This is a genomic window from Pseudomonas sp. NPDC087814 (genome assembly GCF_044742865.1).
Classification (GTDB): Bacteria; Pseudomonadota; Gammaproteobacteria; order Pseudomonadales; family Pseudomonadaceae; genus Aquipseudomonas.
In genome coordinates this window covers 80,129-105,837 of record NZ_JBIUVK010000009.1, presented here as the reverse complement: position 1 = coordinate 105,837, position 25,709 = coordinate 80,129, and the positions used below count along the sequence as shown (strand labels likewise).

Genomic DNA, 25,709 nt, shown 5'->3' with positions numbered 1-25,709 from the left:
GTGGGTTGCCCTGGCGTTACCGTACCGAGAAATCAGGGCCTTGAGCTGGAAAAGATGGGGTTTTCCTGATCAAAAATAATGATCGCGATCATCCAGACCGATCTGTGCTCACCTATAGTCATCAGATAAGCTGGCTGGCATTCAATGGTTTAAATGCAGCACTGAGCGAGCCCACCGTCATGACCCTCACCCATCTTCGCGCGTTCTGCTCCGTGGTTGAAAAAGGCAGCTTCCGCTCGGCCGCACGTCAGTTGGATGTGGCCCAAAGCACATTGACCCAGTCAATCCAGACCCTCGAAAAGGAACTCGGGGTGGTGCTGCTGCAACGCTCCAACCAAGGCATCAACCTGACCCCGGCCGGCGAGGTGTTCCTGGCCCGTGCCCGTTCCATCACTCTCGACTGCGAACGTGCCCTGCTCGACCTGCAACCCTGGAAAGGCGAGCCCGAAGGCCATATCGCCCTGGGCGTCACCTCCGAACCCTTGGCCGAATTGCTGCTGCCGGTACTGAGCAACTTCACCCAGCGCTTCCCGCGCATGCAGGTGCACGTGGCCAGCGGCACCACCAAGGGCCTGGTGGAAAAAGTTCGCGATGGCCGCCTGGATTTCGTCTTGTGCCCGCTGGCGCCCAACGTGGCCGATATCGACCTGGCCATCGACCGCCTCTACAGCTCAAACGCCGGCATCATTGCGCGCAAGGGCCACCCGCAGGCCCACGCAAAATCCGTGCAAGCCCTCACCGACTGCCAGTGGATCAGCGTACGCCCGGCCGGCGTAGTGGGCGGCGCGGAGAACCGCTTGATTGAGCTGTTCCGTACCCAGGGCCTGGCGCCGCCAAAGATTGCGATCACCACTGATTCGTTGCTGGAAACCCTGCACATCGTTTCGGAAACCGATTACCTGACCATCGAACCGCGCATGCTGCCGGGGATGAAGCTGTTCTCCAGCGCCCTGACCACCATCGCCATCGAAGAACCGCTGGCGACCCGCGATGTATGCCTGATCAGCCGCCGTTCGTCGCCGCTCACCAGCGTCAGCCAGGAACTGACCAGCATGCTGATTTCCTATTCGCGGCTGGTGCACCGCAGCCGTTGATTTCCCTCCCCCTACGAGCCTGTTTATGCCCATGTCCTACGATGGTTTGTCCCGCGCCAGCGCCAGCAGCGTCGGCGTTGATCCCGAGCACCTGATTGCCTTTCTCGATGAAGTGAAAGCGGCCGGCCTCGACCTGCAAGGCCTGATGCTGCACCGCCACGGCCACGTGGTCGCCGAAGGCTGGAGCTGGCCGGTGGACCCCAACGAGCCGCGGGTATTGCACTCGGTGGCCAAGAGCTTCACCGCCTGCGCCATTGGCCTGGCCGTGGATGAAGGCTTGCTGAAACTGGATGACCGGCTGGTGGCGTTCTTTCCGGAGTGTGTGCCGGTGGATGCCGACCCGCGCCTGGCGGACATGACCGTAGAACACCTGCTGACCATGCGCACCGGCCACGCCGCCAATACCTCGGGTTCAGTGTGGCGGGGGATCGAGACCAGCTGGATTGCCGAGTTCTTCAAAATCCCGCTGGCCTATGCACCGGGCACCACCTACGTCTATACGAGTGCGGCCAGCTACATGCTCTCGGCGCTGATCAATAAGGTCACCGGGCAAACCTTGCACGCGTACCTCAAGCCCCGGCTGTTTGTACCGCTGGATATCCATAATGAAAGCTGGGACATCGGCCCCGATGGCGTGAATCCCGGCGGCAATGGCTTGAAGGCGCCGACCTCGGCCATGCTCAAGCTGGGTGTGCTGCATGCACAAGGCGGCGTGTGGGATGGCAAGCAGGTTCTACCGGCGGCCTGGGTTGCAGCGGCCACCCGACCACAAGGCGGGCCGGACAGCCGCTACGGTTATCACTGGATGATGAAACCGGCACACGCCTTCAGCGCTGTCGGGGTGTTTGTGCAGATGGCGATGGTATTCCGCGAGTACGGTGCAACGCTGGTGGTGATCGGCGGGATGAAGAATTCGGCGGAGCTGATTCCGTTTGTCGAGCGGCGTTTTCCGGCGGCGTTTGGCGATGATTGCACGGTCAAACCCGAAGCGGATTCACGGTTGGAGCAACGTCTGGCGAGCATGGCACAGCGGCCTGAGTTGCTTTCAGCGTGTGCAGGGCCGAGAGATTTCACGGGCGTGTATCAGGTAGAGCCCAACGGGCTGGATGTGCAGCAATTGGCGTTCGCCGTCGAAGGCAATGTACTGCGCTTCCAACTGACCGACAGCAAGGCGACTCATGCCCTAGAGGTGGGGATTGATCACTGGATCGCCGGCACCACCAACATGCCGGGCCGGGCGTTGCACCACGGTTATGAGTTCAAGGATGCGCAGATCGTTGCCGGCGCGCGCTGGCTGGATACCAGGACGCTGGAGATGACCTGGATCTACCCGCAAACCGCGTTTCGCGATCGGGTGGTATGCGGGTTTGACGGTGACCGCGTGAGCGTGGCGCGTACGGTCAACGTCAACAGTGCCGGGAAGGAGCAGGAAACCCTAGTCGGGAACAGCCGGTAATGCTCGCTTGTGGGCGGTCTTGAGGTAGGCGCTCTCGACAATCGCCCTCACCCGCTCACTCACTGCCTCGCCCATCAGGTAGCGGTCGATCTCGTCATAGCTGCAGCCATACGCCAACTCATCCGGCTTGCCCGGTGCCAGTTCTTCCAGGTCGGCGGTCGGTGCCTTGGCCACCAACTGCCGTGGCCCGCCAAGGGCGCTGGCCAGCAGGCGCACCTGGGTCTTGGTCAGCCCTGAGAGCGGCGCCAGGTCGCAGGCGCCGTCACCGAACTTGGTAAAAAATCCCATCAGCGCCTCCGCGCCATGGTCGGTGCCCACCACCAGGCCGTTGTGCAGGTTCGCCACGGCGTACTGCGCCATCATCCGCGCCCGGGCCTTGACGTTGCCCTTGATAAAGTCGATGCGTTCGGCGCTGGCTTGCGCGGCAGACAGGCTGCCCATCAGCCCGTCGACGCAGGCGGCGATGTTCAGCGTCTCGATCCGGTCCGGTGCGATAAAGTCCAGGGAAGCCTGGGCGTCGCGCTCGTCCGCCTGGGTTTTATAGGGCAGGCGCATGGCAATAAACCGCGCCTCGTAGCCTTCGTTGCGCAGTTGTTCCACTGCCAGTTGGCACAGGCGCCCGGCGGTCAGTGAGTCGACACCGCCGCTGATGCCCAGCACCAGCGCATGGCAGCCGGACTGGCGCAAGGTGCCCTTGATGAAGTCGATGCGCCGTTGCAGCTCAGCGCCCTCGCCCCCCTTGCCGAGCAGCCGGTTGATCTTCAGTTCTTGTGCGATACGTGCCTGAGTGTCCATGTCACACCCCCAGTTGCGGATTGACGTTGCCGACGTTGAACACCTGCGCCGCATACTGCAGGAACGAGGCGTCTTCGCAGACGTTCTTGATCGGGTCATCGGAGAATTTCACCACCGGCTCGCCGTGCACCCGCACCAGTTTCATCACGATGCTCAGCGGCTCCACTCCGTCGACATCACAGGCCAGGCTGGTGCCCATGCCAAAGCCGAACTTGGCCTTGCCCCGCACGTGCCGCAGGATCGGCAGGCATTTCTCGAAATTCAGGCCATCGGAGAACATCAGGTCCTTGGTCATCGGGTCGATGCCCAGCTCCTTGTAGCGGGCCAACACCTTGTCGGCCCAGACGATCGGGTCACCGGAGTCCTGGCGCAAACCGTCGTACAGCTTGGCAAAGTACAGGTCGAAATCCTTGAGGAAAAAGTCGGTGCTGATGCAGTCGGTCAGGGCGATACCCAAGCGCCCACGGTATTCGCGCACCCAGTTTTCCAGCGCCGCATTCTGGCTTTCCCGCAGCCGCCCCAGTTGCTGGTGCACCATCAGCCACTGGTGGGCCATGGTGCCGATCAGCGGCAGGTCGAATTCGTAGGCCAGGTGCGCATTGCTGGTGCCGATGAACTGGCCGGGAAAGTCGCGGCGCATGATGTCGACCACTTCACGCTGGGCCTTGAACGACAACCGCCGGCGGGTGGAGAAGTCCGAGACACGCAGGTCGGCCAGTTCGTCGCGGGTGAGGTTTTTCTCCAGCCAGTCGAATTTCTGGTAGAGCTTGCGGGTGACGTCTTCGAGGCTGACGTCGGGGTATTTGTCGCGGTTGCGCAGCTCGCTGACCAGGGCCAATACCGGCTGTTCGAACATGATGCAGTGCAGCATCGGGCCGACCACGCGGACGTTCAGTTGGCCGTCGATTTCACTGACGTGGATATAGCGCAGGTTGAAGCGGAACAGCCCCAGGAAGCGCTCGAAATCCGGGGTCAAGTACTCACGGCGCTGGTTGAACAGAAAGCGCAGCTCGCCTTCGCGCATGCTGAGGCCGGCGAGTTTTTCCAGCTCCACCCGCAGCTCGGGAATCAGGTGCCCCAGTTTCTCTCTGGAGCGGACGATGAACTGGTATTCCACATCGACATTCGGGTGCTGGTGCAACACGGCCTGCATCATGGTGAAGGTGTAGTAGTCGGTGTCCAGCAGGCCCTGGATCACAGCGTTTTCGTAGTCGTATGCACTTTCCATGAGGTACTCCTTAACGCGCGGCCATCGCGGCCAGTTCTTCCCGATTGCGGGTAATTACAATGCCCGCTTGTTGCAGATGGCTGACCGCCTGCACACCGCCCTCCTCGCTGATGCCACGGCATGCCGGCAGGTGCAGGATCACCTCGAAACCGGCCTTGAGCAGTTGCAAGGCGGTGGTCTTGACGCAGTAGTCCAGGGCCAGGCCACCGACAATCACACGCTGGATGCCTTGGGCATTGAGGTATTCGATGACGCCGGTGGAGAGTTTGTCGTGGAGGTCGTGATAGCAGGCGCCGTAGGGATGCAGGTCGGGTTCGACGCCCTTCCAGATGAAGTAGTCGTAGTCATAGGGCGTGGGCAATTCGTCCAACAGGGTGAAACCTTCGGTGCCGGGCACACAGTGGGCGACCCAGGTGACATCGGCATGTACCAGCCCGGTGGGTTGCAGCATCTCGCTGTGCTGTTGCACCACCCAGGGCGCGTGCGGGGTATGGGCGTCCTTGCTGCCGACACGGCGCGCGGCGAGGCTGGCCATGTAATTGAGCTCGGCGCCGATCTGGTCACCACCAGCGACCGGCAATTCGTTGGGGCACAGCGGTGTGAAGCTCTTCTGGGCGTCAACGTCGAATGAGGCGATAGCGTTCTTAGAGACGGTCATGGTCGTGTTCTCCTGTGGCCTGGATATAAAAGTACACGTCATGTACTTTCATGGCAAGAAACATTTTGTTATCTATCCTGGATCAAGTACACGACATACCCGTTTGATCCGTTAGACTGTGCCCCACCGCTGCCAACAGGACCCGACATGCCAGACCACGCCCCAACCCTTAGCGCCTACCTGCACACCGTGGACTTGTGCGTGCTGTTCTATTGCCGTGCATCCGGGGAACTGAAGATATTGCTCAACCAGCGCGACGCCGAGCCCTTCGCCGGGCACTGGGCCTTGCCCGGTGTAGTGGTGAATGGCGGCGTGCAAGATCTGAGCCTGCAGGATGCCGTGGAGCGGTTGCGGGCCAGTGACAAGGTTGGGTTGCCGCTGGCCTGGTATGAGCAAGTGGGGACGGTGGGCGATGCGTTTCGCGATCCGCGCTGCTGGTCGTCGTCGACCTATTACCTGGCGATCGTGGCTGATGAGGTGGAGCTGGGGGGGCATCAAAAGTGGTGCTCTGTTGATGCCGTGGCGACTGGCGGGGTCAAGCTGCCCTTCGATCACAACGCGATTGTGGCAGCGGTACAGGAAAGGCTGTTTTCCAAGTCGCTGTACAGCAGCTTGCCATTGATGTTTTTGGGCAATGAGTTCAGTGCGCCGGAGGCGACTACGATCTTTTCGCTGGTATTGGCGCGGCCGGTGCTGAAGACCAGTATTCGCCAGCGGTTGCTGAAGTTGACCGAGGCCGGTTTTTTGCGGGAGACGGGGCACAAGAAGCATGGCGAGGGCGGACGGCCGCAGGCGACAGTGGAGAATCTGAAGCCTGGGGCGGTGTACTTCTTTGATCGCAGCTTTGCCGAATAAGACCAAGCCCCCTTCCCAGGACAATGAAGATCAACTGTGGGAGCGGGCTTGCTCGCGAATGCGGAGTGTCAGTCGCCGGCTAGATTGACTGATACAACGCTTTCGCGAGCAAGCCCGCTCCCACAGTTTTTGATCTGCGATGGTTCGAGGAGCTGCGTCCCGCTCAATTCATCCAGTTGCCGCCGTCGACGTTGTAGGTCTGGGCAACCACGTAGTCGGCCTCTTTGGACGCGAGGAAAACCGCCATTCCGGTCAAATCCTCGGCAGTCCCCATCCGCCCAAACGGTACCTCTGCTCCTACGCGCTTTTTCTTCTCGCCCAGCGGCAGCCCTTCGTGCTTGGCAAACATCGCGTCCACCCCGTCCCAATGTTCGCCGTCCACCACTCCCGGCGCGATGGCGTTCACGTTGATGCCCTGTTTGATCAGATTCAGCCCCGCCGATTGCGTGAGGCTGATCACCGCCGCCTTGGTCGCGCAGTACACCGCCACCAGAGGCTCACCCCGGCGCCCGGCCTGGCTGGCCATGTTGATGATCTTGCCGCCATGCCCCTGCTTGATCATCTGCCGGGCCGCCGCCTGCAAGGTGAACAACGTACCGGCGACGTTGATCGAGAACAGCCGGTCGAAGCTCTCGCGGGTGATGTCGGTGATGGGCGCCAGGTCGAACAAGGCGGCGTTGTTGATCAGGATGTCGAGCTTGCCGGCCTGCGCCACCACGGCGGCAATCGCGGCATCGATGGACGCCTGGTCGGTGACATCCATCGCCACCGCGTAGGCTTTCGGGCCCAGCTCCGTGGCGGTGGCCCGCGCCCGCTCCAGGTTGATGTCGGCGATGGCTACGGTCGCGCCTTCGTTGATGTAGGCCTGGGCAAACGCCCGGCCAATGCCCCGCGCGCTGCCGGTGACCAGCGCACTTTTACCTTCCAGTCGATTCATCAATGCAGTGTCCCTGAGGTGATTATTTCGGGTAGCCGGCGCGTTTCATTTCACGCTCGGTGGTGGACTGCGCCTCGGCCAGTGCCTTGTCGACCGTCATGCCGCCGGTGAGCGCTGCCGAAAACAGCTTGCCCACCGAGGTGCCGATGGCCTGGAACTCGGGGATCGTCACGTATTGGATGCCCACGTACGGCACGGGTTTGGCCGACGGGTGCGCGGGGTCGGCGTGTTGCATCATCTGCAAGGTCACCTTGGCGAACGGCGCTGCGGCCAGGTACGCCGCGTTGTAGGTGGACTGGCGCGTGCCCGGCGGTACGTTGGTGATGCCGTCCTTATCCGCTACCAGCTGGATGTATTCCTTGGAGGTGGCCCAGGTGATAAAGGCTCTGGCGGCGTCCTTGTGCTTGGAGGTGGCCGGGATTGCCAGGGACCAGGCGTACAGCCACGACGAACCCTTGTCGGTGACCTCGGTGGGTGCGGCGGCAAAACCCACGCTGTCGGCGACTTTGCTTTGGGTTTTGTCGGTGGTGAACGAGCCGGCAACGCTGGCGTCGACCCAGATCGCGCATTTGCCGCTGTTGAACAGCGCCAGGGTTTCGTTGAAACCGTTGCTGGAGACGCCCGGCGGGCCATAGTTTTTCAGGGTGTTGACGTAGAAGTTCGCCGCCGCCGTCCACTCGGGACTGGTCAGCTCGGGTTTCCATTGTTCGTCGAACCAGCGTGCACCAAAGGCGTTGGCCATGGTGCTCAGCAACGCGATGTTTTCACCCCAGCCGGCCTTGCCCCGCAGGCATATGCCGTATTGGTCCTTGGCGGGCTGGTTGAGCTTGGCGGCGAACTCGCCCAGTTGGGTCCAGGTCGGATGCTCGGGCATCGCCAGGCCGGCCTGCTTGAACAGGTCGGTGCGGTAATAAGTGACGGTACTTTCGCCATAGAACGGCAAGGCGTAGAGGGTGTCGTTCACCGACAGGCCCTGGCGCACGGCGGGGAAGATGTCTTCCAGGTCGTAATCGGCGGGAAGTGGCGTGATCGGCTCCAGCCAGTGTTTGGCACCCCACAGCGGGGTTTCATAGGTGCCGATGGTCAGTACGTCGAATTGGCCGCCCTGGGTCGCGATGTCGGTGGTGAGGCGTTGGCGCAGGACGTTTTCTTCGAGCACCACCCAATTGAGTTTCACCTCGGGGTGCTGCTGTTCGAACACCTTGGACAGGCGCTGCATGCGGATCATGTCACTGTTGTTGACCGTGGCGATGGTCACGGTTTCGGCAGCATGTGCGGCCATCGCGAGCGTGAGGCCGGAGAGCAGGAACAGCGCTTTCGGAATCTTGAGCATGGCGGTTTCCACATATTGTTTTTGTTGTTGACGGCCCGATTACAGCAGCTTGCCCAAGGCCGGACAAACGACTGGCGGATGCCCGGCTGATACTTTTTTAACCGCATCGCCAAGATCAAAAAAGTATCAGTGGCGGGCAAAACCCGGGGTAGCGGCTACTTGGACAAAGGGCGTATTTTGGTCCCATTCCAAAAAGCCCAGAAGGGCCAAGCCCATGCCTGCAAGCCGATCCGCCCTTTTCGAGCAGCGCCCCGCCGAGCTGGAAGTGATTCTGGCCGAGCCCGAGCATGGCTTTCGCTGGTACGAACATGACTATCCGTTCGAGCTGGCCCGCTGGAACCATCACCCCGAATTCGAAATCCACCTGATCCGCCACGGCAGCGGCAAGCTGGTGGCGGGCGACTATATCGGTGCGTTTGGCGCCGGCCATGTCGCACTGATCGGCCCCGACCTGCCCCACGACTGGATCGGCGACCTGACCCCCGGCGAGTACCTGACGGGGCGCGATGTGGTGTTGCAGTTCGACGGCGCCGCATTGCTGGCCCTGCGCACCACGCTGCCTGAGCTGGGCGACCTGCAAGGCCTGTTTGACCGGGCCCGGCGCGGCCTGGAATTCACCGGTGAAACCGCCCTGAAGGCTGCGCACCTGCTGGAGGCCATCGGCCCCGCCGAGGGCCTGGCGCGCCTGATTCTGTTCATCCAGTTACTGCATACCTTGGGGCAGGCACCCTCCGGGGAAGCCCATTGCCTGGCCAGTGCCTGCTACACGCCAAGCCTGGATGCCCGCAGCTCGGAGCGTATCCACAAGGCCTTCGAATACCTGATGACGGAATTGACCGGCGACCTGCGGCTGTCGGTGATCGCCCAACGGCTGGACATGAGCGAACCGGGCTTCTCGCGTTTTTTCAAGCGCGTCACCGGTCACGGCTTTATCGACCTGATGCGCAAGTTCCGGGTGCAGCGCGCCTGCCGCCTGTTGCTGCAAAGCGAGATGTCAGTCGCCGATATCTGCTTTGAAGTGGGTTACGCCAACCTCTCCAACTTCAACCGGCACTTTCGCATCGAGATGAACCAGACGCCCAGCGAATATCGCCGGGAAACCGCGATGTACCTGTTTAACCGCAATGGCGATCAGGCGCTGCCGTTTACCAAGGCGCATTGAGCCAGGCGTGCCACTTCCAGCTCCCCATCGGCGCGGTGTCGCTGGTCATCCTCCAGAAACCACGCCGCCGACAAACCGGCGTGCGCCACCACCCATTGCAACAGGCGCTGGCGCTCCAGGCCCGCAGCCCCGGCGATGATCTCGACCTGGCGTGTAAATCGCGCCGGATCGGTGCAAGTGGGCAAATCCGGATTGCAGATCAAATTCGCGTAGTCATAGCCACGCTCGCCGGCCACCCGCTTGGGATCAATCGCCAGCCAGCCCCGGGGGCCGAAATCGAGGATGTTGTCGTGGTGCACATCACCGTGCAGCACCACCGGTTCCTGAGGTGACGCCAGCAGGCTGCGCGCCGTGGCGGCACACTCGCGTATCCGCCCGCCTTTACCCTCAGCGGCGAGCCACAGGGAGCGGAACCAGAGCTCCAATGAGTGCAAGCCCGCCGGTGGCGACGGGCGCGGCGCATGCAACAACGCCACGGTGGCGCAGGCAATGCGGCTGGCTTCATCGTCCTGGCCGTTGAGGGCCATGTGCATCAGCGAACCCGGGCCGGTTGCGCGCTCCATCACCACGGCATCGCCGTCATGGAAAAACACGCGGGCGGCGCCCTTGCCGGCCCACCAAGTCATCAATTCGCCGCCGAGCTTTTCCTCGGGCTCGCGGGCGATCTTGAGCATCGCCGGCTGCCCGTCCCAGCGCACCGGCAGCAGGTCGCTGCCGGGGGTGATGATGGCGTCACCCTCGGGTGTCAGGTTCCAGCGTTTCAAATAGTGATCGAACATCGGGCGGCTCCCAGTGCGAGGTCCTGCAGGATGCCACACACGCCTTTACCCGGTCCGTTACGTTTCTGACCAAAAGGCCGACTATTTCCCACTTTTCTCAATTCCTTCATGCAATTGACACAAATTGGTACAACCTGTGCAAACGTTTGCGGAACGAACTTGGCAACCAGGTTCACCTCAACCCGAAGAATCGGGCCCCAACCGCGTACGAACAGGGATTTTCAATGCAACCCACTTCCAGACGATCCGCGTCGGCTACCCCTTTTGCTGTTTCCCTGCTACTGGCTGCCGTTACGGGAGTACTCAGCGGACCCATTTTGGCGCAGGAAAAACCCACCGATGACTCAGCACAGGGCGAAGCCCTGGCCCCGGAAGCCAGCCCGTCGAAAAAAGGCGTGTACCTGTCGGACTGGTTCAACCAGGACCTGACGGTGATCGGCAGCAAAGACATCAGCTTCGGCCCCAAACCCGCCGATGACGTGTACCTGGAGTACGAATACTTCGGCCGCAAGGGCCCGTTCGAACTGTATGGCTACGTCGACATCCCGAAGATCTTCGGGATCGGCAACAGCAATGACAAAGGCGCGTGGGACCACGGCTCGCCGGTGTTCATGGAGCACGAACCGCGCATCTCCATCGACTACCTGGCCGGTCGCAGCCTGGCCATCGGCCCGTTCAAGGAATGGTATGTGGCGTTCGACTGGATCTACGACCACGGCAGCAACAAGGACAACCGTGCCAACACCTTGTACAGCGGCCTGGGCACCGACATCGAGACCCACTCGCGGGTCAACCTGTCGGCCAACTTCTATGGCCGTTACCAGTGGGAAAACTACGGCGCCAGCAACGAATACTCATGGGACGGCTACCGTGCGCAGATGAAATACATCGTGCCCATCGGCAGCTTCGACAATGGTGCGTCGCTGACCTATATCGGCTTCACCAACTACGATTTCGGCTCGGATCTGCACAAAGACAACCCCGCGCGCACCGCCAACTCCCTGGTTGCAACAAACGTGCTGTTGTATTCGTTCACTCACCTGCGTTTCACCCTGGTAGGCCGTTACTTCCACAACGGCGGCAACTGGGAAGACGGCAGCGAGCTGAACTTTGGCGACGGCAATTTCCGCGCCCGCTCCAACGGCTGGGGTTACTACGCCGGTGTGGGCTATCAATTCTGAGTGTGAACAAGGAGCAGTAGATGAAGACCTTTACCCGCCTTTCAATCGCCATCGGCCTGGCCGCCGGGGCGCTGTTGCCGCAGGTCGTGCTGGCCGATACACCGGCCCCGATCAAGCCCAAGGTGATGCTGATCACCATGTTTGCCCCCGAGGCGCAGAACTGGATCGACCGTCTGGAGCTCAAGCAGGAAGTGCGCGTGCCGGGCTTGTCGGCCGAGTATCCGGTGATTCGCTGCAACACCCAGGACGTGTGCCTGCTGGTGACCGGCATGGGCCAGACCAACGCCGCCGCCTCGACCCTGGCACTGGCGTTGTCGCCCAAGTTCGACCTGCGCCAGAGCTACTTCCTGATCGCCGGGATCGCCGGGATCAACCCGCACCATGGCACCATCGGCACCGCCGCGTGGGCCCATTACCTGGTGGAGTTCGGAACCCAATGGGAACTGGATTCACGGGACGCGCCGAAGGACTGGCCGACCGGCTATATCGGCATCAATACCAAGGGGCCGAACGAGAAGCCGCCGCTGGACTACAAGACCGAAGTGTTCGAGCTCAATCCCAAGCTGCAAGCCAAGGCGTTTGCGCTGTCGCAAAAAGTCGAGCTCAGTGAAAGCAAGGAGTCCACGGCCTGGCGCAAACACTATCCGTACGCGCCGGCCAATCAGCCGCCGCAGGTCACCCAGTGCGACACCCTGGCGGGCAATACCTGGTTCTCCGGGACGCGCCTGAGTGAGCGCGCCGAGGTCTGGACCAAATTGCTGACGGACAATAAAGGCGTGTACTGCACCACCCAGCAGGAAGACAACTCCACCTATGAAGCGTTGCTGCGGGCCAGCCGTGAAGGGTTGGTGGATATCAATCGCCTGGCGGTGGTGCGGGCCGGTTCCGACTTTGATCGGCCGTACCCGGGCTACAGCGAAGTGGACAACCTGCTGAAGTATGCGGACCAGGGCGGGTTTGTGCCGGCGCTGGAGAACCTGTATCGCACCGGTAATCCGCTGGTGCAGGCAATTCTGAAGAACTGGTCGGCGTGGGAAAAAGGCGTTCCCGAAGCCTGAATAAAGATCAAATGTGGGAGCGGGCTTGCTCGCGAAAGCGGTGGATCAGTGCCGAATGTATTGGCTGACACACCGTATTCGCGGGCAAGCCCGCTCCCACACAAGCCCGCGCCCACAATAAGCGGGTCAGGGCAGGAAGATAATCTTGTCGGCACTGCCCTGGTTCACTTGCTCAAAGCACTTCACACCGTCGGCCAGCGACACTTCCCGCAAACCGGTCGGCAGCGGCAACAAGTCCTCATCGAAGAACCGCCCGAACTGCTCCAGCATCACGGCGCATTGCTCGCAGTTGTAGAGCAGCGAATTGATCCCCACCACCGAACCACCCTTGCGATACAACGCCAGGGCCGGCAGTTGCACGTGCCCGTCCACCGGCGCGGCGATGATCGCGATACGGCCAAAAGGCGCCAGCGCCGCCACCGCTGCCGGCAACCAGAAGCCGGTGGTGTCAAAGATCACATCGGCGCCCGTACCGAACAGCGCATTAACCTGCCCTCCCAGCGCTTCCGGCTGGCCCAGTAACAAGCCCTCGAAACCCTGCTCGCGCAAGGCCTCGACCTGTTCCGGCCGACGCACGGCCCCGAGCACCTGGGCCCCACGAATCTTCGCCAGGGCCAACGCCGCGCTGCCTACCGCTCCATTGGCACCAATCACCAATAAGCGAGTGCCTTTGCCGACACCGCTGCGCTCAAGCGCATCCCACGCCGTGGTGTACGGTACGCCGAGACTGGCGGCCTGGGCAAAGCTCAGATGGCTGGGCTTGTGCGCCACGCCCTTGGCCGACACGGTGAGGTACTGGGCGTGGGAACCGTCGGCGAAAAAACCCAGGTCGCGACCGGTGCCCCAGACCTCCTGGCCGACCAGTTCCTGCGGGCCTTCCACCACCACCCCGGCAAAATCACGGCCGGGAATGCGTGGCAACGTGGTGTAGGGGAAACGCCCGAGCACGTTCTTCACGTCGCTGGGGTTCAGCCCGGCAGCCTTGATCTGCACCAGGACTTCACCGGCCGCCGGCACCGGCGTGGCGACATCAACGTAAGCAAGGGCGGCGAGATCGCCGGTGGCGGAAAATTGCAGTGCTTTCATGGCCAATATCCATCGAAGTTCAAAGGGTTCAGGACAACCAGGTGCTGACCAACTGCCGGCCCATGGGCCAGAGTTTCTCGCCCATCAACATGCCCATCAGCCCCACCAGGGCAATGGCGGGAGGCGCAGGCGAGCGAAAGTCCAGGGCACCGTAAATCACGCCGACCAACAGGCCGATGGCCAAGGAAATCAGGTAATTCATGGAACACTCCGCAGCAAGGGTTGAGGCGGTCAGTGTAGGGGGCCTGAAACCGAAGCATCGGCCAAGTGCTTCAGGATTTCGGCCAAGCCTCAGACGGGATACTGCGACGGCGCCATCCCCAGTTCACGGCGAAACATGTCGCTGAAACTGCTCGGCGAATAACCCAGGGAACGGGCGATCGCGCTGACCGACTGGCCCTGGATCAACTCGGCCACGGCGGTGGCCAACTGCACCTGGCGGCGCCACTCGGCAAAGCCCATGCCCAGGCTGTTCTGGAACAGCCGGGCCAGGGTGCGTACGCTGGCGCCGGCGGCTTCGGCGTGCTGTTCAAAGGGAATGTCCAGGGACGGTGACGCCATCACCGCCTGGCAGGCGCTGGTCAGGCGTCGGTCGGCGCCCACGGGCAAGGCGATACGGATCGGCGAGCGCCGGGCCCGTTGCAGTTCCAGCAGGGCCAGGCCGACCACGGCTTCGTAATAGGCCTGGTCCCCCTTGTCGCCCTGCTCCACCAGCGCCACGATCAGTTCGCGCAGCAGCCCGCCGACCTCGATCACTTGCACCTGGCTGTCCAGGGTCGCTGCCAGCGCCGGGCGCAGGTAGATGTTGCGCATCTGCAAGTCCGACACCACGCGAATCCCATGCTCGACACCCGGCGGCAGCCACACCGCGCGCTGGGGCGGTACTACCAGCGCTTCCTGGGGTGTCTCGACCCACATCACGCCGCTCATGGCATACAGCAACTGGCCCCAATCGTGTTGATGGGGCTCGACATACAATCCGCGCGGATAGGTGCGCGCCAAGGGTTGCACGGGGACGGCGTGATCACTGAGGTCGGGAGGCGCGGCAAGGGCCATGGAAGACACATCGTTCAAGTATGGAGCGCCATGATAAGACGTGAACCGGATGATCCGAGTGAATTTTTACCACCTGCGCAGGGTCACTTAAAGACACAAGGAGGGTTTACGGATCCATGACTAACGCAAAACTTTTCGTGATCGACTACACGCTGCATGGCCAGCCCAAGTCATTCATCATCCGCCTGGAAAAACTCGACAACGCCGAAGCCTGGCATTGGGCGAGCTGCGACGCCGGCGTAGGCCGCATCGGGCGCTTTGCCCGTGAGCAGGTGAAGAAGACGAGCCAGCCCCAGGCCGAGAAATTCGGCATCGAAAACGTGCAATGGCGCCGCTCGGATGCGCGCCCCAGCGCGTGAAACTGTAGGAGCGAGCTTTCTCGCGAAGGTCGTTAACGATGACGCGGGGCACCTGGTGCTCCGCGTCGCTCTCGGGTGTTTCGCGAGCAAGCTCGCTCCTACAGGAGGCAGCCAGCGTTAGCCGTGCGCCGACTTGGCACACTCGCACCCTGTCGCCGAAGCACAAGGCTCGCCATGGGCATGATGCTCGGCGCAGCCTTGGCAGCAATAGCCCTTGCCATCCTTCATCACCGCGTTTTTCCCCACCTGGCAGTTGCAGTGGGGGCAGGCACATGTTTTCTCTTGCATGGTCAGACTCCTTTTTCGTGGTCGTCCAGATGCGGCGAACGCCGACACCTCAAGCAATGACTATAGGCAACGATTCAAGGTTCATAGGCCCGTCAGTCAGCCCGACGAGCGTTGCTGCGGTACATGAACACCAGGGCCAGCGCGAGGCACAGCATCGCCACGATGCGGCTGCCGGACAGCTCGATCGCCGGGTTGCCGAGCCAGCCGAAGTTATCGATCAGCATGCCCATGCCCAACTGCCCGACAATCACCGCCACCGTCGCCACTGCCGTGCCGACAATCGGGACCGCGCCGACCATCACCATCATGTACACCACCCCGAACAACGCCCCGGTCAGTTGCCACTTCGGCACGTCCAGCAGGCTGACCGCGTGGGCGGGCTCAAAGAACAGAATCAGCAACCCGGTACTGATCGCGCCCACGACAAAGGTCAGCAGGCTGCTGCGCAATACGCCCACCGCCTGCCCGAGGCGGCCATTGATGGCGGCCTGCACACTCAATACCGCACCGGCGGCCACTACCAATACCAACAACAGAAACAGGTTCATCGCCTTAACCTCGCGCAATCAGAACAAGTGCCACCACAATCAACGCCAGTGCAATCCAGCGCTCCACGTTGACCCGCTTGCGGGCAGTGCCAAACCAGCCGAAGTGGTCGATCAGCACGCTCTTGCCCACCTGGCCCGACAAGATCGCAATCATGGTCATCGCGATCCCGATATGCGGGGTCGCCAGGGTCAGCACCACCACGTACATCGGCCCCAGGAAGCCACCGATCAATTGCCAGCGCGGCAGGTCGGTCAACGCCGGACCCTTTTGCGGGCCGCTGAACAGCAACAGCAGGAACAGGATCGCCGAGCCGACGCCGAAGATGCTCAAGGTCGCCCACAAGTGGCCGACCTGCACACCCAGCGGGCCCAGCAAGCCGGCCTCCACCGACAAGCCCATGCCGGCGAAGATCACCAGCGGCAATAGCAACAACCGAAGAAACGTCTTGGGCTTGGCCTGAGCCACACCCGCCACTGAAGAAGCCTGCATACATCACCTGCGCGTTAGAGAGAGGAACAATGGCGCGTATTATCCGGTGGCACTGCTGTGCGATAAATGGGAGCATGCCGACAACACCTTTGCGCAATACGCACAGCATGGAGTGATGATGCAGGGTTTGAACGAACTGAGCTTCAAGGCGCTTCGCCTGTTTGTCGCGGTATTGGACTACGGCAGCTTCTCCGAAGTCGCACGCCGCGAAGGCCTGGCGCCCTCCTCCATTTCCCGGCAGGTGCAGTTGATGGAGCAGGCCCTGGGCCAACAGTTGCTGTACCGCCATACCCGTGCGGTCAGCCCTACCGAAGCCGGTCGCCTGCTGGGCCGGCATGCGCGATTGATGCTGGAGCAACTGGAAGCCGCCGGCCAGGCGTTGCAGGAACAGGAAAGCGAACCCAGCGGCCTGGTGCGCATCAATGCGCCGATGGTGTTTGGCCAACGCCACCTCTCGCCGTGGCTTGGGGAGCTGTGTCGGCGTTACCCGAAGCTGCAACTGGATATCCAGCAAACCGACACCTACGTCGACCCGTTGCAAGACGGCACAGACCTGCTGTTTCGCATCGGTGTGCTGAACGATTCCGGCATGCAGGCGCGAATCTTCGCCCCCCAGCGCTTTCGTCTCGCTGCCAGCCCCGGCTATCTGGAGCGTTTCGGTACGCCCCGGCATCCGGACGAACTGGTGAACCACCAGTGCCTGGCCTACAAGGGCGTCACCGGCCAGCAGCGCTGGTTCTTCCGCCGCGACCAGGGCGACTGGACGTCCTACAGCGTCAAGGGCCCGATCACCGGCAACCACGCCGACACCCTGACCCACGCTGCCGAACAAGGCCTGGGGCTGGTGGTGTTCCCGTCATGGTTGATCGGTGAAGGCCTGCGCGCCGGCACGCTGCAGGCGGTGCTCAGCGACTATGAAGTGGCGACGACCCTGGAGCCGCAACAGATTGCTGCGCTGTGGCCGGGTAGCCGGCGGCTGTCGTTGAAGGTGCGGACCGTGATTGATTACTTCGTCGAGTGTTTTGGGGCAGTGCCTTACTGGGACCGTTGAGCAACTGTGGGAAACTATTCGGCCCGCACTGTCGGGAAACATCCCCCTTCAAGTAAGTCCGATCTGATTTTCCACAACACGGGTCAAAAACCGCTTGCACTCGGGCAGACTTCGAGGAATTCCTTCAGGAGAGACGTCATGGATGCCAGTCATTACTCGTTTGGAAACCTGCAATCGTCCCCGCAAAAATCACCCTCCGCCAGCAGTCGGTTGATCTTTGCCTGCTTACGAAATTTTGGCTATATTTGGCCAAAACCTCGAGAAGACCAAATGATTACCGTACCGTTGGGTGAAGCAAAAAATAATTTATCAAAACTGGTCGATGATGCCGCCGCCGGCCAAATCATCACCATAGCCAAGCATGGGCGGGCGATGGCTCGCCTTGTTCCTGTAGGGAAACCGACAGGCCGGCGAATCGGCGCAATGAAGGGCAAACTGGTGGTGCCGGATGACTTCGATGCGCCATTGCCAGACGACATGCTGGATGCGTTTGAGGGAAACCACCCATGAGAATACTGCTGGATACCCACATCCTGCTTTGGGCCCTGAGCGATGATCCAAAACTGCCAGCGAAGGCCAGAAAGCTGATCGAGAACGCGGCTGAAATTTACGTCAGTGCCGCCACATTCTGGGAGCTGGCGATAAAGGTCGGGCTCGGGAAGCTCAACGTAAACCTGGACGAAATTCGCGAATACTGCCTGGAAAGCGGCTACGTGGAATTGCCCATCACCTCGGAGCACGCCATCGCGGTCAAGGACCTTGAACACCATCACAGGGACCCGTTTGATCGGCTCATCATTGCAACGGCTATCATTGAGCCGATGAAGTTAGTGACAGCCGACCCGATGGTGGCGAAATACACATCATTGGCCGTTTTGACTTAATTCACTTCGCTCAAAACAACCACTGCCCGATCAGCCAGGCATTCGCCCCGCTGATCACCACAAACAAGCTCCAGGCCAGCAGCCGCGTAGGCAAGCTGTTGACGAACGGCCCCATCAGGCGCTTGTCACCCGTCATGCGGATCAGCGGAAACAACGCAAACGGCAACTGCAGGCTCAACACCACCTGGCTGAGGATCAGCAGCTTGCCGATGGCATCATCCCCCATCAGCCACACCCCGAGGAACGCCGGGATCAGCGCCAGGCCACGGGTGATCAGGCGTCGCTGCCAGCAGGGAATGCGCAGGTTGAGGTAGCCTTCCATGATCACTTGCCCGGCAATGGTGCCGGTGAACGTGGAGCTCTGGCCCGAAGCCAACAGCGCAACACCGAACAGCACGCTGGCGAACACGCCACCCACCAGCGGGTCGAGCAAGTGATAGGCGTCCTGGATTTCCACCACATCAGTGTGGCCGGTCTGGTGGAACGCGGCGGCGGCCAGTATCAGGATTGCCGCGTTGACCAGCAGTGCCAGGGACAGGGAACCGATGGTATCGATACGCGCCAGTTTCACCGCGTCCTGGCGGCTGGCCAGGTCCTTGCCGAACAGTCGGGTTTGCACAATGGAGCTGTGCAGGTAGAGGTTATGGGGCATCACCGTGGCCCCCAGTATGCCAATGGCCAGGTACAACGGTGCGGCATCACTGATGGCGGACAACGACGGGGTGAAACCACGAAACACGTCGGGCCAGTAAGGCTTGATCAGCACCAGCTCGATGAAGAAACACACGCCGATGGTCGCCACCAGTGCCAGCATGATCGCTTCCAGCCGGCGGAAGCCTCGATTTTGCAGGGCCAGGATCAGCAAGGTATCGAAGGCAGTGATGACAATCCCGGTGGTCAGTGACACGCCCAGCAACAGGTGAAACGCCAGGGCGCAGCCGAGGACTTCGGCGAGGTCGGTGGCGATGATCGAGATTTCCGCAAGGATCCACTGCACGAACGACGAGCGCCGGCTGTAGCGCTCGCGGCTCAGTTGCGCCAGGTCCTTGCCGGTGGCGATGCCCAGCCGTGAGCACAGGCACTGCACCGCCATCCCCGCCAGGCTCGCCAGCAGCACCACGAACAACAGGTTGTAGCCGTAGCGCGAACCGGCCTCGATGGCGGTGGCCCAGTTGCCCGGGTCCATATAGCCGATGGATATCAGCAAGCCAGGGCCGGCAAACATCAGCGCACGTTTGAAAAACGAGGCACGGGGATCAACGACGATGGAGCCGGCGACTTCCGGCGGGCAGAACGGGGCGGTAGCGATTTTGGGCAGGCTGAATTTCACGCGGGGTACCAGGCTTTCACACAAGACGTGAACGCAGCTTATCAGTCAGACGCAACGGTATGCATCACCGTCTCCCGGGGCAGATCAAATGCCTCTACCACCTGGACCACCAGATCCATCTCCTGGTTCAGTGCTTCACGCTCCAGGCGCTCGCGAATCACCCCGATCACCAGCACCGCCAGGGTGGTGATGGAATACGCGGGGCCGGAAAACGCCCGCACGCCGGTCACCAGCAGCATCGCCGCCGCGAGCGCCTGCCCCACCACCGGAATGGCCGTGGCCGCGCCGCGGCGCAGGATAAACCCGGTCAACCCGGCCAGCGCGGTCCCGCTGAGGGCAGTGGTGGCTGAGCGCCCGACATCGAAACGATTGAAAAAACCCTGTTCCTTTTGTGCCGCAGCCTTCAACTCTGCCTCGAACACTTGGCGATCAGCCTGGCTGAGCTTGTCCTTGTATTGCTCGATCAGCCGCTCGGCAACCTGCAGTTCCAGATCAGCAAGGGCCACTTTCTCGATCGGTTGATCAAACTTGATACCCACCCGCTGCGCCACGTCCTGGGCGATTTCGCGATAGCTCACGCCATGACCACGGGCCAGGTTCATAAAGGTGTCGCCGCCCATGCGCTGCAACTCGATGGCCAGCTTCAAGGGCTCGCGCACGGTGGCGTCGATAGAGGCACTGCGCTTTTGCGCCATCAGCTCGGCGAAAAACTGCAACTCCTCCGGCCGCGCCTGCACCAGCAGCGGGAACAGCTCGACATCCTCTTCCGCAAAGCGCACTTCGCTGCTGCGTTGATCGGCGCGGATCATGCCCCGGCGTTCCTGCAGCAGGTCGGTGTACTGCACCACCGTCTTCAGTTGCGGCCAATACGCGGCGTGGTCGAACGTGGCCAGGTGCACGTTGGCGACCTTGGCCTTGAGCGCCGGTGTCAGCGGGATCGCATAACGACCGATGCAGCGCTCGGTGTCCGGCTTGAGCGCCAGCGCCCAATCCTTGCTCGAGTGGCAGTTGATCACCCGACCGCTGAGCGGCGCCGAGACCAGGTCCCAGGGGCTGGAGGTACAAATCGCACCGCCCATCAGCAGCAGGTTGTTCAGCGGCAACTCACGGGCCACCTCAGGGCTGGCCAGCAGGCTCTTGACCAGGATGCGCGCGCCCAGGGAGTGGCCGATCAGGTTGATCTGCCGCACCTTGATCGACTCGCCATGGAGGTAGTTGGCCAATTCGGGCAGCAGGCTTTTGGCGACCTCATCCACCCGCGCCTCGACGCTTTTGTAGTGGTCGAGGAAATAGGCAATCGCCTTGCCCACCCCGATGGTTGCGGCACCCAGGCTACCGCCACCCAGCATCGAGGTAATCACATCCTTGAACGGCGCAAACAGGTTTTCCAGGAAATGCCCTGCCGGCCAGAACAGCATCAGGTTGGTGGAGCCTTCGATGGTTGCCAGTTGCCGGGAGAAACTACCCAGTTGTTGCTGGTTGAAGAACGCCGAATAACCATGCACGTAGAGATTGAGCACATCCCCCTGGGGCTCGCCACACAACACAAACGTGGGCTTGCGGGTGCGGTGCATTTCATCCCACTGGTGTTGCATGTGACGGTGACTCCTGGCGACGACGGAGGGCGATAGTAACAAAGGGCGGGCTACGGGAATGTGAAAAACTGATACTCGGACTATCCATATCGCTGCACAGTGATGACAAAAAACGCGGATTTTGTTCGCAGATTCAGTCCATTAACCTTTGTCGGGTCAACCACTGAAACCGAGGAACACCATGAGCAAGCCCGAGTTTTTCATCACACCCGGTTACGGCGACATTGCACGCGAGACCCTGCATTACACCCAGGCGGTCAAAATCGGCAACCGCGTCGAAACCTCGGGCCAGGGCGGCTGGGATGACGAGTTCCAGATTCCCGAATCCCTCACCGACGAGATCGCCCTGGCCTTTCAAAACCTCGAACGCACCCTGGCGGCAGCCGGCGCCGGCTGGGAGCATGTGGTACACGTCAATTCCTACCACGTGGGAGGTTTTCCGCCGGAGGTGAACGAGCAGATGGTCAAGTGGTACCGCCATTACATGCCCAATCACGCCCCCATCTGGACTGAGCTGGGAGTAGAAGCCCTGGGGCTGCCGGCAATGCGCATTGAAATCCGCGTGACAGCGATTATTGCCTGACGCCGAACCGCTCGATCACCCATTCGATAAACACCTTCAGCCGGGCGTTCTGATGGCGATTGGGTGGATAGATGATGTGCAAGGGCGTGGCGGGCCGGGTCCAGTCTTCGAGTACCGGGACTAACTGGCCTGCCTCTACGTAGTAGTCAACGATGGTCTTGAAATGCTGCCCGACGCCCAGGCCGGCGAGCAGCATTTCCTTGAGGCCGTTGCCTTCGTTGGTGGAAAACGCGCAGTTGCCTACCTCATACCGAGTCGCGCCCTTCTCGAAAATCAACGGCTCCGGCTTACCCGACCCGGCAAAGAAATACCCCGCCTTGAGGTGGTTCTTCTCGAGGTCCTCGGGAGACACGGGCGTACCCATGCGCTCCAGGTAGCCGGGGGCCGCACAAGTGACGTACTCGAGGTCGACAACCTTGCGGGCGATCATTGCCATGTCATCGAGCTTGCCAGCGCGCAGTACGCAATCCACACCCTCCCCCACGATATTCACGGCGCGGTCGCTGATGCCCAGGGCGATGGTGATCTCAGGGTACTCACGATGAAAATCCACCAGCGCCGGGATCAGCAGGCAATTGGCAAAGGACGCCGGCGCATCCACTTTCAGGTGGCCGCCGGGCTTGAGCTTCTGCCCGCGCAGGGCATTGTCCAGTTCATCGAGTTCCGCCACCAGGCACAGCGCGTGGCTGTAGTACTCCAACCCCTCCGGCGTCGCCGCCAGCGCACGGGTGGTGCGATGCATCAACTTGACGCCAAGGTGCTTCTCCAGGTCCGTGATGAGTTTACTGACGGTGGAACGCGGCAGTGCCAACTGGTCGGACGCGCGGCTGAAGGAGCCGGTTTCGACGACACGGACGAAGGCACGCATGGCGAGGAGTTGGTTCACGTTGATGTCCGATGGGCGAGAATGGCGAGTATTGTCCATTAAGCTGCACAATGACGACAGGCATTCAGCGAACAGAAAACCCGGCGCATGGCCGGGCTTTGACGGAGCGGATGACTCAGTGGGCAAAGTTCTCGATCTTTACCTGGCCATCAGGAAACGTAGCGACAATCTCCAGTTCTCCTCCCATGGCGCGGATATAGTTACGCAGCGTGCTGATATACATGTCGGTACGCCGCTCCATTTTGGACACTGCCGCCTGATTGATATTCAGCGCCTTGGCCAGCGTATCCTGGCTCATCTGTTGCGCCTTGCGCAGTTCATGCAGGGGCATTTCTTTCAGGTGTTGCTGGAAGATGCGCTCTGCATCGGCCCGGGCTTGCGGTGTCATGCGAGCCTGCAGCTCACTGAATTTTTTAGCCATGGTGACGGCCCTCTTTAAGCAGTGTTTCCAAATGTTCGTCATACAACTTCTCAGCCAGCGGGACGTATTCGTCATACCAACGGCCTCGACCGGTTTTATCCCCGCCAATCAGCAACAAGGCACACCGGCGCGGATCAAATGCATACAGAACGCGGTAAGGCCGCCCGGCATGCTGCACCCGCAACTCTCGCAGGCAGCCATGCCTGGAGCCCTTGATATCGCTGCTGCGGGGGGAAGCCAAGGCCTGGCCCCAGAAGGCTCAGTAAATCCACACTGACCGATACTGAGGATTGCTCCTTTGCATCCAGACCGCCCCACCAGATTCCAAACTCGTCCGTGTATTCAATGTCCCAACTCATGCAAATATTCCATCCATGGAATATAAACTCAAGGGCATAATTGTAGGAGTTCCTGGCGTGTACAGGCTTCCGTTTGTCCCGGAAAAGTGTTTGTAGATTATTCCCGCACAATGCTCAGCCCATAAAAAACCACCCTTTCGCGCGGCTGAAGACAAGACCATAGCGCCGGCACCACGGATGATCCCGACCGCCACGTGCATAAAACTCATTGAAATAAATGGTATTAATAGTTTGGAGAGTGCCGCGAAAGAACCGGACGACATCCAATGAACCCGGAGGCGAAGGCCTTGGGACCTGCAAAGCAAGCTCGCTCCTACAGTAAAACCTGTTGATTCAGCAAAACGATCCCGGAGTCCCCAATGCCCCATGAAGGCAACCTGTTACAAGCGGCCGTTGTATTCCTGCTCGCTGCCGTCCTGACCGTGCCCCTGGCCAAGCGCCTGCAACTGGGTGCCGTGCTGGGTTACTTGCTGGCCGGAGTGATCATCGGCCCATCGGTGCTGGGCCTGGTGGGCAACCCGCAAAGCGTCAGCCAGTTTTCCGAACTTGGGGTGGTATTGCTGCTGTTCATCATTGGCCTGGAGTTGTCACCGAAGCGTCTATGGGTGATGCGCAAGGCAGTGTTCGGTGTAGGCCTGGCACAGGTGTTACTGACGGGCACCGTGATCGGCGTGGTCGCGCTGTTCGTGTTTGGCCAATCATGGAACAGCGCGATTGTGCTGGGCCTTGGCCTGGCGCTCTCCTCCACCGCGTTTGGCCTGCAAAGCCTCGCCGAGCGCAAGGAACTCAACCAGCCCCACGGGCGACTGGCCTTTGCGATTCTGTTGTTCCAGGACATCGCCGCCATCCCGTTGATCGCCATGGTGCCGCTGCTCGCGGGCAGCGATCATCCCGCCACCACCTCCCAGGGCCTGCGACACGGCCTGGAAGTACTGGGCAGCATCGCCGTGGTGATCATCGGCGGGCGCTATCTGTTGCGGCCGGTGTTTCGCATCGTCGCCAAGACCGGCCTGCGGGAGGTCTCCACCGCCACCGCGTTGCTGGTGGTGATCGGCACCGCATGGCTGATGGAATTGGTGGGCGTGTCCATGGCCCTCGGCGCCTTCCTCGCCGGGTTGCTGCTGGCAGACTCCGAATACCGGCATGAGCTGGAATCGCAGATCGAACCGTTCAAGGGCCTGCTGCTGGGTCTGTTTTTTATCAGCGTGGGCATGGGCGCCAATATCAGCCTGCTGTTCAGCGCGCCGGTGATCGTGCTGGGGCTGACCCTGCTGCTGATCGCCATCAAGTTGCCGCTGCTGTTTTGCGTGGGTCGCCTGGCAGGCGGCCTGAACCCTGAAAGCGCGCTGCGCCTGGGCGTGGTGCTGGCAGCCGGTGGTGAGTTCGCATTCGTGGTGTTCAAGATCGGCCGCGACCAGGGCCTGTTCGAGCCGAACCTCTACGACATCCTGGTGCTGACCATCACCCTGTCCATGGCCGTGACGCCATTGCTGCTGTTGCTCTGCCCGAAGCTGTTCAAGCCCAAGGCCAAGCCGGTGGAAGTACCCGAGGAATACCGTGCCATCGAAAGCGATGCGCCACGGGTGGTGATCGCCGGGATGGGCCGCATGGGGCAGATCGTGGCGCGGATCCTGCGGGCACAGAACATCTCGTTCATTGCCCTCGACACCTCGGTGGAAACCATCGAACTGACCCGCAGTTTCGGCGGCATGCCGGTGTTCTACGGCGACCCGCAGCGCCCGGAAATCCTTCACGCAGCGAAAGTCGACCAGGCCGAGTTTTTCGTGATCGCCATGGACGACCCCGAGATCAACATCAAGACCGCCGCGCTGGTACGCAGCCTCTACCCGCACATGAAGATCATCGCCCGCGCCCGTAACCGCCAGCATGTGCACCGCCTGGTGGACCTCGACGCGTCACCGGTGCGCGAGACGTTTTACTCCAGCCTGGAAATGAGCCGCCGCACCCTGGTGGGCCTTGGCTTGACCCAGGCCCAGGCCGACGCGCGCATCAGCCGCTTCAAAAACCATGACCTGCAATTGCTGGCGGCCCAACACGCCGTGTATGACGACGCGGCCAAGGTGATGCAGTCTGCCCAGGAAGCCCGGACGGAACTGGCACGGCTGTTTGAGATGGACCGGATCGAGGAAGAGTCCGACAAGGTGTAGCGATGGAGATGAACGATCTTGCGAGTTTTCTGACAGAATACGGCGCAATTTCGTTCATCCCTGGAGAGC

28 protein-coding genes and 1 pseudogene are annotated in these 25,709 nt (G+C 61.3%); 12 read left to right on the top strand and 17 right to left on the bottom strand.

Annotation, left to right across the window (positions count from 1 at the left end; genetic code table 11):
- Positions 1 to 179: 179 nt before the first annotated feature.
- Together ACIOMR_RS10365 and ACIOMR_RS10360 are read left to right on the top strand one after the other, a co-directional pair.
- Positions 180 to 1,094, top strand: coding sequence for a LysR substrate-binding domain-containing protein (locus ACIOMR_RS10365; RefSeq protein WP_003208132.1), 915 nt, complete (start codon positions 180 to 182; stop codon positions 1,092 to 1,094).
- 25 nt (positions 1,095 to 1,119) lie between these two features.
- Entirely contained in the window at positions 1,120 to 2,550 is a 1,431-nt protein-coding gene (locus ACIOMR_RS10360; RefSeq protein ID WP_401193873.1) for a serine hydrolase domain-containing protein, read from the top strand.
- Here ACIOMR_RS10360 and nadE read toward each other — a convergent pair.
- The 3 genes from nadE to ACIOMR_RS10345 are packed head-to-tail and all read right to left on the bottom strand — an operon-like array spanning position 2,530 to position 5,231.
- A complete protein-coding gene (nadE, locus tag ACIOMR_RS10355) occupies positions 2,530 to 3,345 on the bottom strand; it encodes an ammonia-dependent NAD(+) synthetase (protein WP_087694155.1) in 816 nt (271 codons plus the stop codon). The two genes, ACIOMR_RS10360 and nadE, sit on opposite strands and share 21 nt — an antisense overlap.
- Position 3,346: 1 nt before the next feature.
- Positions 3,347 to 4,573 carry a nicotinate phosphoribosyltransferase gene (gene pncB, locus ACIOMR_RS10350; protein ID WP_003208126.1) on the bottom strand — a complete coding sequence of 409 codons (1,227 nt, stop codon included), beginning with the start codon at positions 4,571 to 4,573 and terminating at the stop codon, positions 3,347 to 3,349.
- Between the two features lie 10 nt (positions 4,574 to 4,583).
- Entirely contained in the window at positions 4,584 to 5,231 is a 648-nt protein-coding gene (locus tag ACIOMR_RS10345; RefSeq protein WP_177008239.1) for a nicotinamidase, read from the bottom strand.
- A gap of 147 nt (positions 5,232 to 5,378) precedes the next feature.
- Here ACIOMR_RS10345 and ACIOMR_RS10340 point away from each other — a divergent pair, with 147 nt between their 5' ends.
- Positions 5,379 to 6,086, top strand: a complete 708-nt coding sequence (locus ACIOMR_RS10340; RefSeq protein ID WP_401193869.1) for an NUDIX hydrolase — start codon at positions 5,379 to 5,381, stop codon at positions 6,084 to 6,086.
- Between the two features lie 163 nt (positions 6,087 to 6,249).
- Here ACIOMR_RS10340 and ACIOMR_RS10335 read toward each other — a convergent pair whose 3' ends face one another.
- Together ACIOMR_RS10335 and ACIOMR_RS10330 are read right to left on the bottom strand one after the other, a co-directional pair.
- Entirely contained in the window at positions 6,250 to 7,023 is a 774-nt protein-coding gene (locus ACIOMR_RS10335) for an L-iditol 2-dehydrogenase (RefSeq protein ID WP_008437073.1), read from the bottom strand.
- 22 nt (positions 7,024 to 7,045) lie between these two features.
- Positions 7,046 to 8,356 carry an ABC transporter substrate-binding protein gene (locus ACIOMR_RS10330; RefSeq protein ID WP_401193866.1) on the bottom strand — a complete coding sequence of 437 codons (1,311 nt, stop codon included), beginning with the start codon at positions 8,354 to 8,356 and terminating at the stop codon, positions 7,046 to 7,048.
- Positions 8,357 to 8,570: 214 nt separating this feature from the next.
- On the opposite strand from ACIOMR_RS10330, the gene ACIOMR_RS10325 reads away from it, so the two are divergent.
- A complete protein-coding gene (locus ACIOMR_RS10325; protein WP_401193863.1) occupies positions 8,571 to 9,518 on the top strand; it encodes a helix-turn-helix domain-containing protein in 948 nt (315 codons plus the stop codon).
- Here ACIOMR_RS10325 and ACIOMR_RS10320 read toward each other — a convergent pair.
- Complete coding sequence (locus ACIOMR_RS10320; protein WP_008437070.1) at positions 9,488 to 10,297, bottom strand: aminoglycoside phosphotransferase family protein; 810 nt, start codon at positions 10,295 to 10,297, stop codon at positions 9,488 to 9,490. The genes ACIOMR_RS10325 and ACIOMR_RS10320 overlap by 31 nt on opposite strands.
- 224 nt (positions 10,298 to 10,521) lie before the next feature.
- Between ACIOMR_RS10320 and ACIOMR_RS10315 the strand changes: the two genes are divergently transcribed.
- Both ACIOMR_RS10315 and ACIOMR_RS10310 read left to right on the top strand, forming a co-directional pair.
- Positions 10,522 to 11,478 carry a nucleoside-specific channel-forming protein Tsx gene (locus ACIOMR_RS10315; protein ID WP_032899590.1) on the top strand — a complete coding sequence of 319 codons (957 nt, stop codon included), beginning with the start codon at positions 10,522 to 10,524 and terminating at the stop codon, positions 11,476 to 11,478.
- Positions 11,479 to 11,498: 20 nt separating this feature from the next.
- A complete protein-coding gene (locus tag ACIOMR_RS10310; protein ID WP_177080214.1) occupies positions 11,499 to 12,536 on the top strand; it encodes a purine nucleoside permease in 1,038 nt (345 codons plus the stop codon).
- Between the two features lie 126 nt (positions 12,537 to 12,662).
- On the opposite strand, the gene ACIOMR_RS10305 is transcribed toward ACIOMR_RS10310, so the two are convergent.
- The 3 genes from ACIOMR_RS10305 to ACIOMR_RS10295 all read right to left on the bottom strand — a co-directional run bounded on the left by ACIOMR_RS10305 (position 12,663) and on the right by ACIOMR_RS10295 (position 14,678).
- Entirely contained in the window at positions 12,663 to 13,622 is a 960-nt protein-coding gene (locus ACIOMR_RS10305; protein WP_102369314.1) for a zinc-binding alcohol dehydrogenase family protein, read from the bottom strand.
- Positions 13,623 to 13,650: 28 nt separating this feature from the next.
- Positions 13,651 to 13,824: a DUF1427 family protein gene (locus ACIOMR_RS10300; protein ID WP_177008241.1), complete on the bottom strand. Its 174-nt coding sequence runs from the start codon at positions 13,822 to 13,824 to the stop codon at positions 13,651 to 13,653.
- Positions 13,825 to 13,913: 89 nt separating this feature from the next.
- On the bottom strand, positions 13,914 to 14,678 hold the full coding sequence (locus ACIOMR_RS10295) for a helix-turn-helix domain-containing protein (RefSeq protein WP_008437064.1): 765 nt from the start codon (positions 14,676 to 14,678) through the stop codon (positions 13,914 to 13,916).
- Between the two features lie 116 nt (positions 14,679 to 14,794).
- Here ACIOMR_RS10295 and ACIOMR_RS10290 point away from each other — a divergent pair, with 116 nt between their 5' ends.
- Complete coding sequence (locus ACIOMR_RS10290) at positions 14,795 to 15,037, top strand: DUF6555 family protein (RefSeq protein ID WP_003208104.1); 243 nt, start codon at positions 14,795 to 14,797, stop codon at positions 15,035 to 15,037.
- 117 nt (positions 15,038 to 15,154) lie between these two features.
- On the opposite strand, the gene ACIOMR_RS10285 is transcribed toward ACIOMR_RS10290, so the two are convergent.
- The 3 genes from ACIOMR_RS10285 to ACIOMR_RS10275 form a co-directional block, all read right to left on the bottom strand.
- Entirely contained in the window at positions 15,155 to 15,325 is a 171-nt protein-coding gene (locus ACIOMR_RS10285; RefSeq protein ID WP_401193856.1) for a metallothionein, read from the bottom strand.
- A 92-nt stretch (positions 15,326 to 15,417) separates the two neighbouring features.
- Complete coding sequence (locus ACIOMR_RS10280) at positions 15,418 to 15,873, bottom strand: DMT family transporter (RefSeq protein WP_008437062.1); 456 nt, start codon at positions 15,871 to 15,873, stop codon at positions 15,418 to 15,420.
- 4 nt (positions 15,874 to 15,877) lie between these two features.
- Complete coding sequence (locus ACIOMR_RS10275) at positions 15,878 to 16,363, bottom strand: DMT family transporter (RefSeq protein ID WP_008437061.1); 486 nt, start codon at positions 16,361 to 16,363, stop codon at positions 15,878 to 15,880.
- 118 nt (positions 16,364 to 16,481) lie between these two features.
- On the opposite strand from ACIOMR_RS10275, the gene ACIOMR_RS10270 reads away from it, so the two are divergent.
- From ACIOMR_RS10270 to ACIOMR_RS10260, 3 genes are all read left to right on the top strand, one after another.
- Positions 16,482 to 17,414 (top strand): LysR family transcriptional regulator, encoded by a 933-nt coding sequence (locus ACIOMR_RS10270; RefSeq protein ID WP_023658922.1) that lies wholly within the window; start codon positions 16,482 to 16,484, stop codon positions 17,412 to 17,414.
- A 138-nt stretch (positions 17,415 to 17,552) separates the two neighbouring features.
- Entirely contained in the window at positions 17,553 to 17,924 is a 372-nt protein-coding gene (locus tag ACIOMR_RS10265) for a type II toxin-antitoxin system Phd/YefM family antitoxin (protein ID WP_008437059.1), read from the top strand.
- Complete coding sequence (locus ACIOMR_RS10260; RefSeq protein ID WP_003208092.1) at positions 17,921 to 18,298, top strand: type II toxin-antitoxin system VapC family toxin; 378 nt, start codon at positions 17,921 to 17,923, stop codon at positions 18,296 to 18,298. Before ACIOMR_RS10265 ends, ACIOMR_RS10260 begins: the two co-directional genes overlap by 4 nt.
- 10 nt (positions 18,299 to 18,308) lie before the next feature.
- Here the strand turns inward: ACIOMR_RS10260 and ACIOMR_RS10255 are convergent, their stop codons facing one another.
- Complete coding sequence (locus tag ACIOMR_RS10255; protein ID WP_177008242.1) at positions 18,309 to 19,628, bottom strand: Nramp family divalent metal transporter; 1,320 nt, start codon at positions 19,626 to 19,628, stop codon at positions 18,309 to 18,311.
- Positions 19,629 to 19,669: 41 nt separating this feature from the next.
- Complete coding sequence (locus tag ACIOMR_RS10250) at positions 19,670 to 21,223, bottom strand: DUF726 domain-containing protein (RefSeq protein ID WP_401193849.1); 1,554 nt, start codon at positions 21,221 to 21,223, stop codon at positions 19,670 to 19,672.
- Positions 21,224 to 21,404: 181 nt separating this feature from the next.
- Between ACIOMR_RS10250 and ACIOMR_RS10245 the strand changes: the two genes are divergently transcribed.
- The gene (locus tag ACIOMR_RS10245) at positions 21,405 to 21,806 is read left to right on the top strand and encodes a RidA family protein (protein ID WP_003208087.1); all 402 of its coding nucleotides are present in this window, start codon (positions 21,405 to 21,407) and stop codon (positions 21,804 to 21,806) included.
- Here ACIOMR_RS10245 and ACIOMR_RS10240 read toward each other — a convergent pair.
- From ACIOMR_RS10240 to ACIOMR_RS10230, 3 genes and pseudogenes are all read right to left on the bottom strand, one after another.
- A complete protein-coding gene (locus tag ACIOMR_RS10240; protein WP_401193846.1) occupies positions 21,796 to 22,692 on the bottom strand; it encodes a LysR family transcriptional regulator in 897 nt (298 codons plus the stop codon). The two genes, ACIOMR_RS10245 and ACIOMR_RS10240, sit on opposite strands and share 11 nt — an antisense overlap.
- 115 nt (positions 22,693 to 22,807) lie before the next feature.
- The gene (locus ACIOMR_RS10235; RefSeq protein WP_003208085.1) at positions 22,808 to 23,113 is read right to left on the bottom strand and encodes an XRE family transcriptional regulator; all 306 of its coding nucleotides are present in this window, start codon (positions 23,111 to 23,113) and stop codon (positions 22,808 to 22,810) included.
- Positions 23,106 to 23,472 (bottom strand): annotated as a pseudogene (locus tag ACIOMR_RS10230) (type II toxin-antitoxin system RelE/ParE family toxin). The gene ACIOMR_RS10235 and the pseudogene ACIOMR_RS10230 overlap by 8 nt, the downstream one beginning before the upstream one ends.
- Before the next feature lie 359 nt (positions 23,473 to 23,831).
- On the opposite strand from ACIOMR_RS10230, the gene ACIOMR_RS10225 reads away from it, so the two are divergent.
- Complete coding sequence (locus ACIOMR_RS10225) at positions 23,832 to 25,640, top strand: monovalent cation:proton antiporter-2 (CPA2) family protein (RefSeq protein WP_401193842.1); 1,809 nt, start codon at positions 23,832 to 23,834, stop codon at positions 25,638 to 25,640.
- The last annotated feature ends 69 nt before the right edge of the window (positions 25,641 to 25,709 follow it).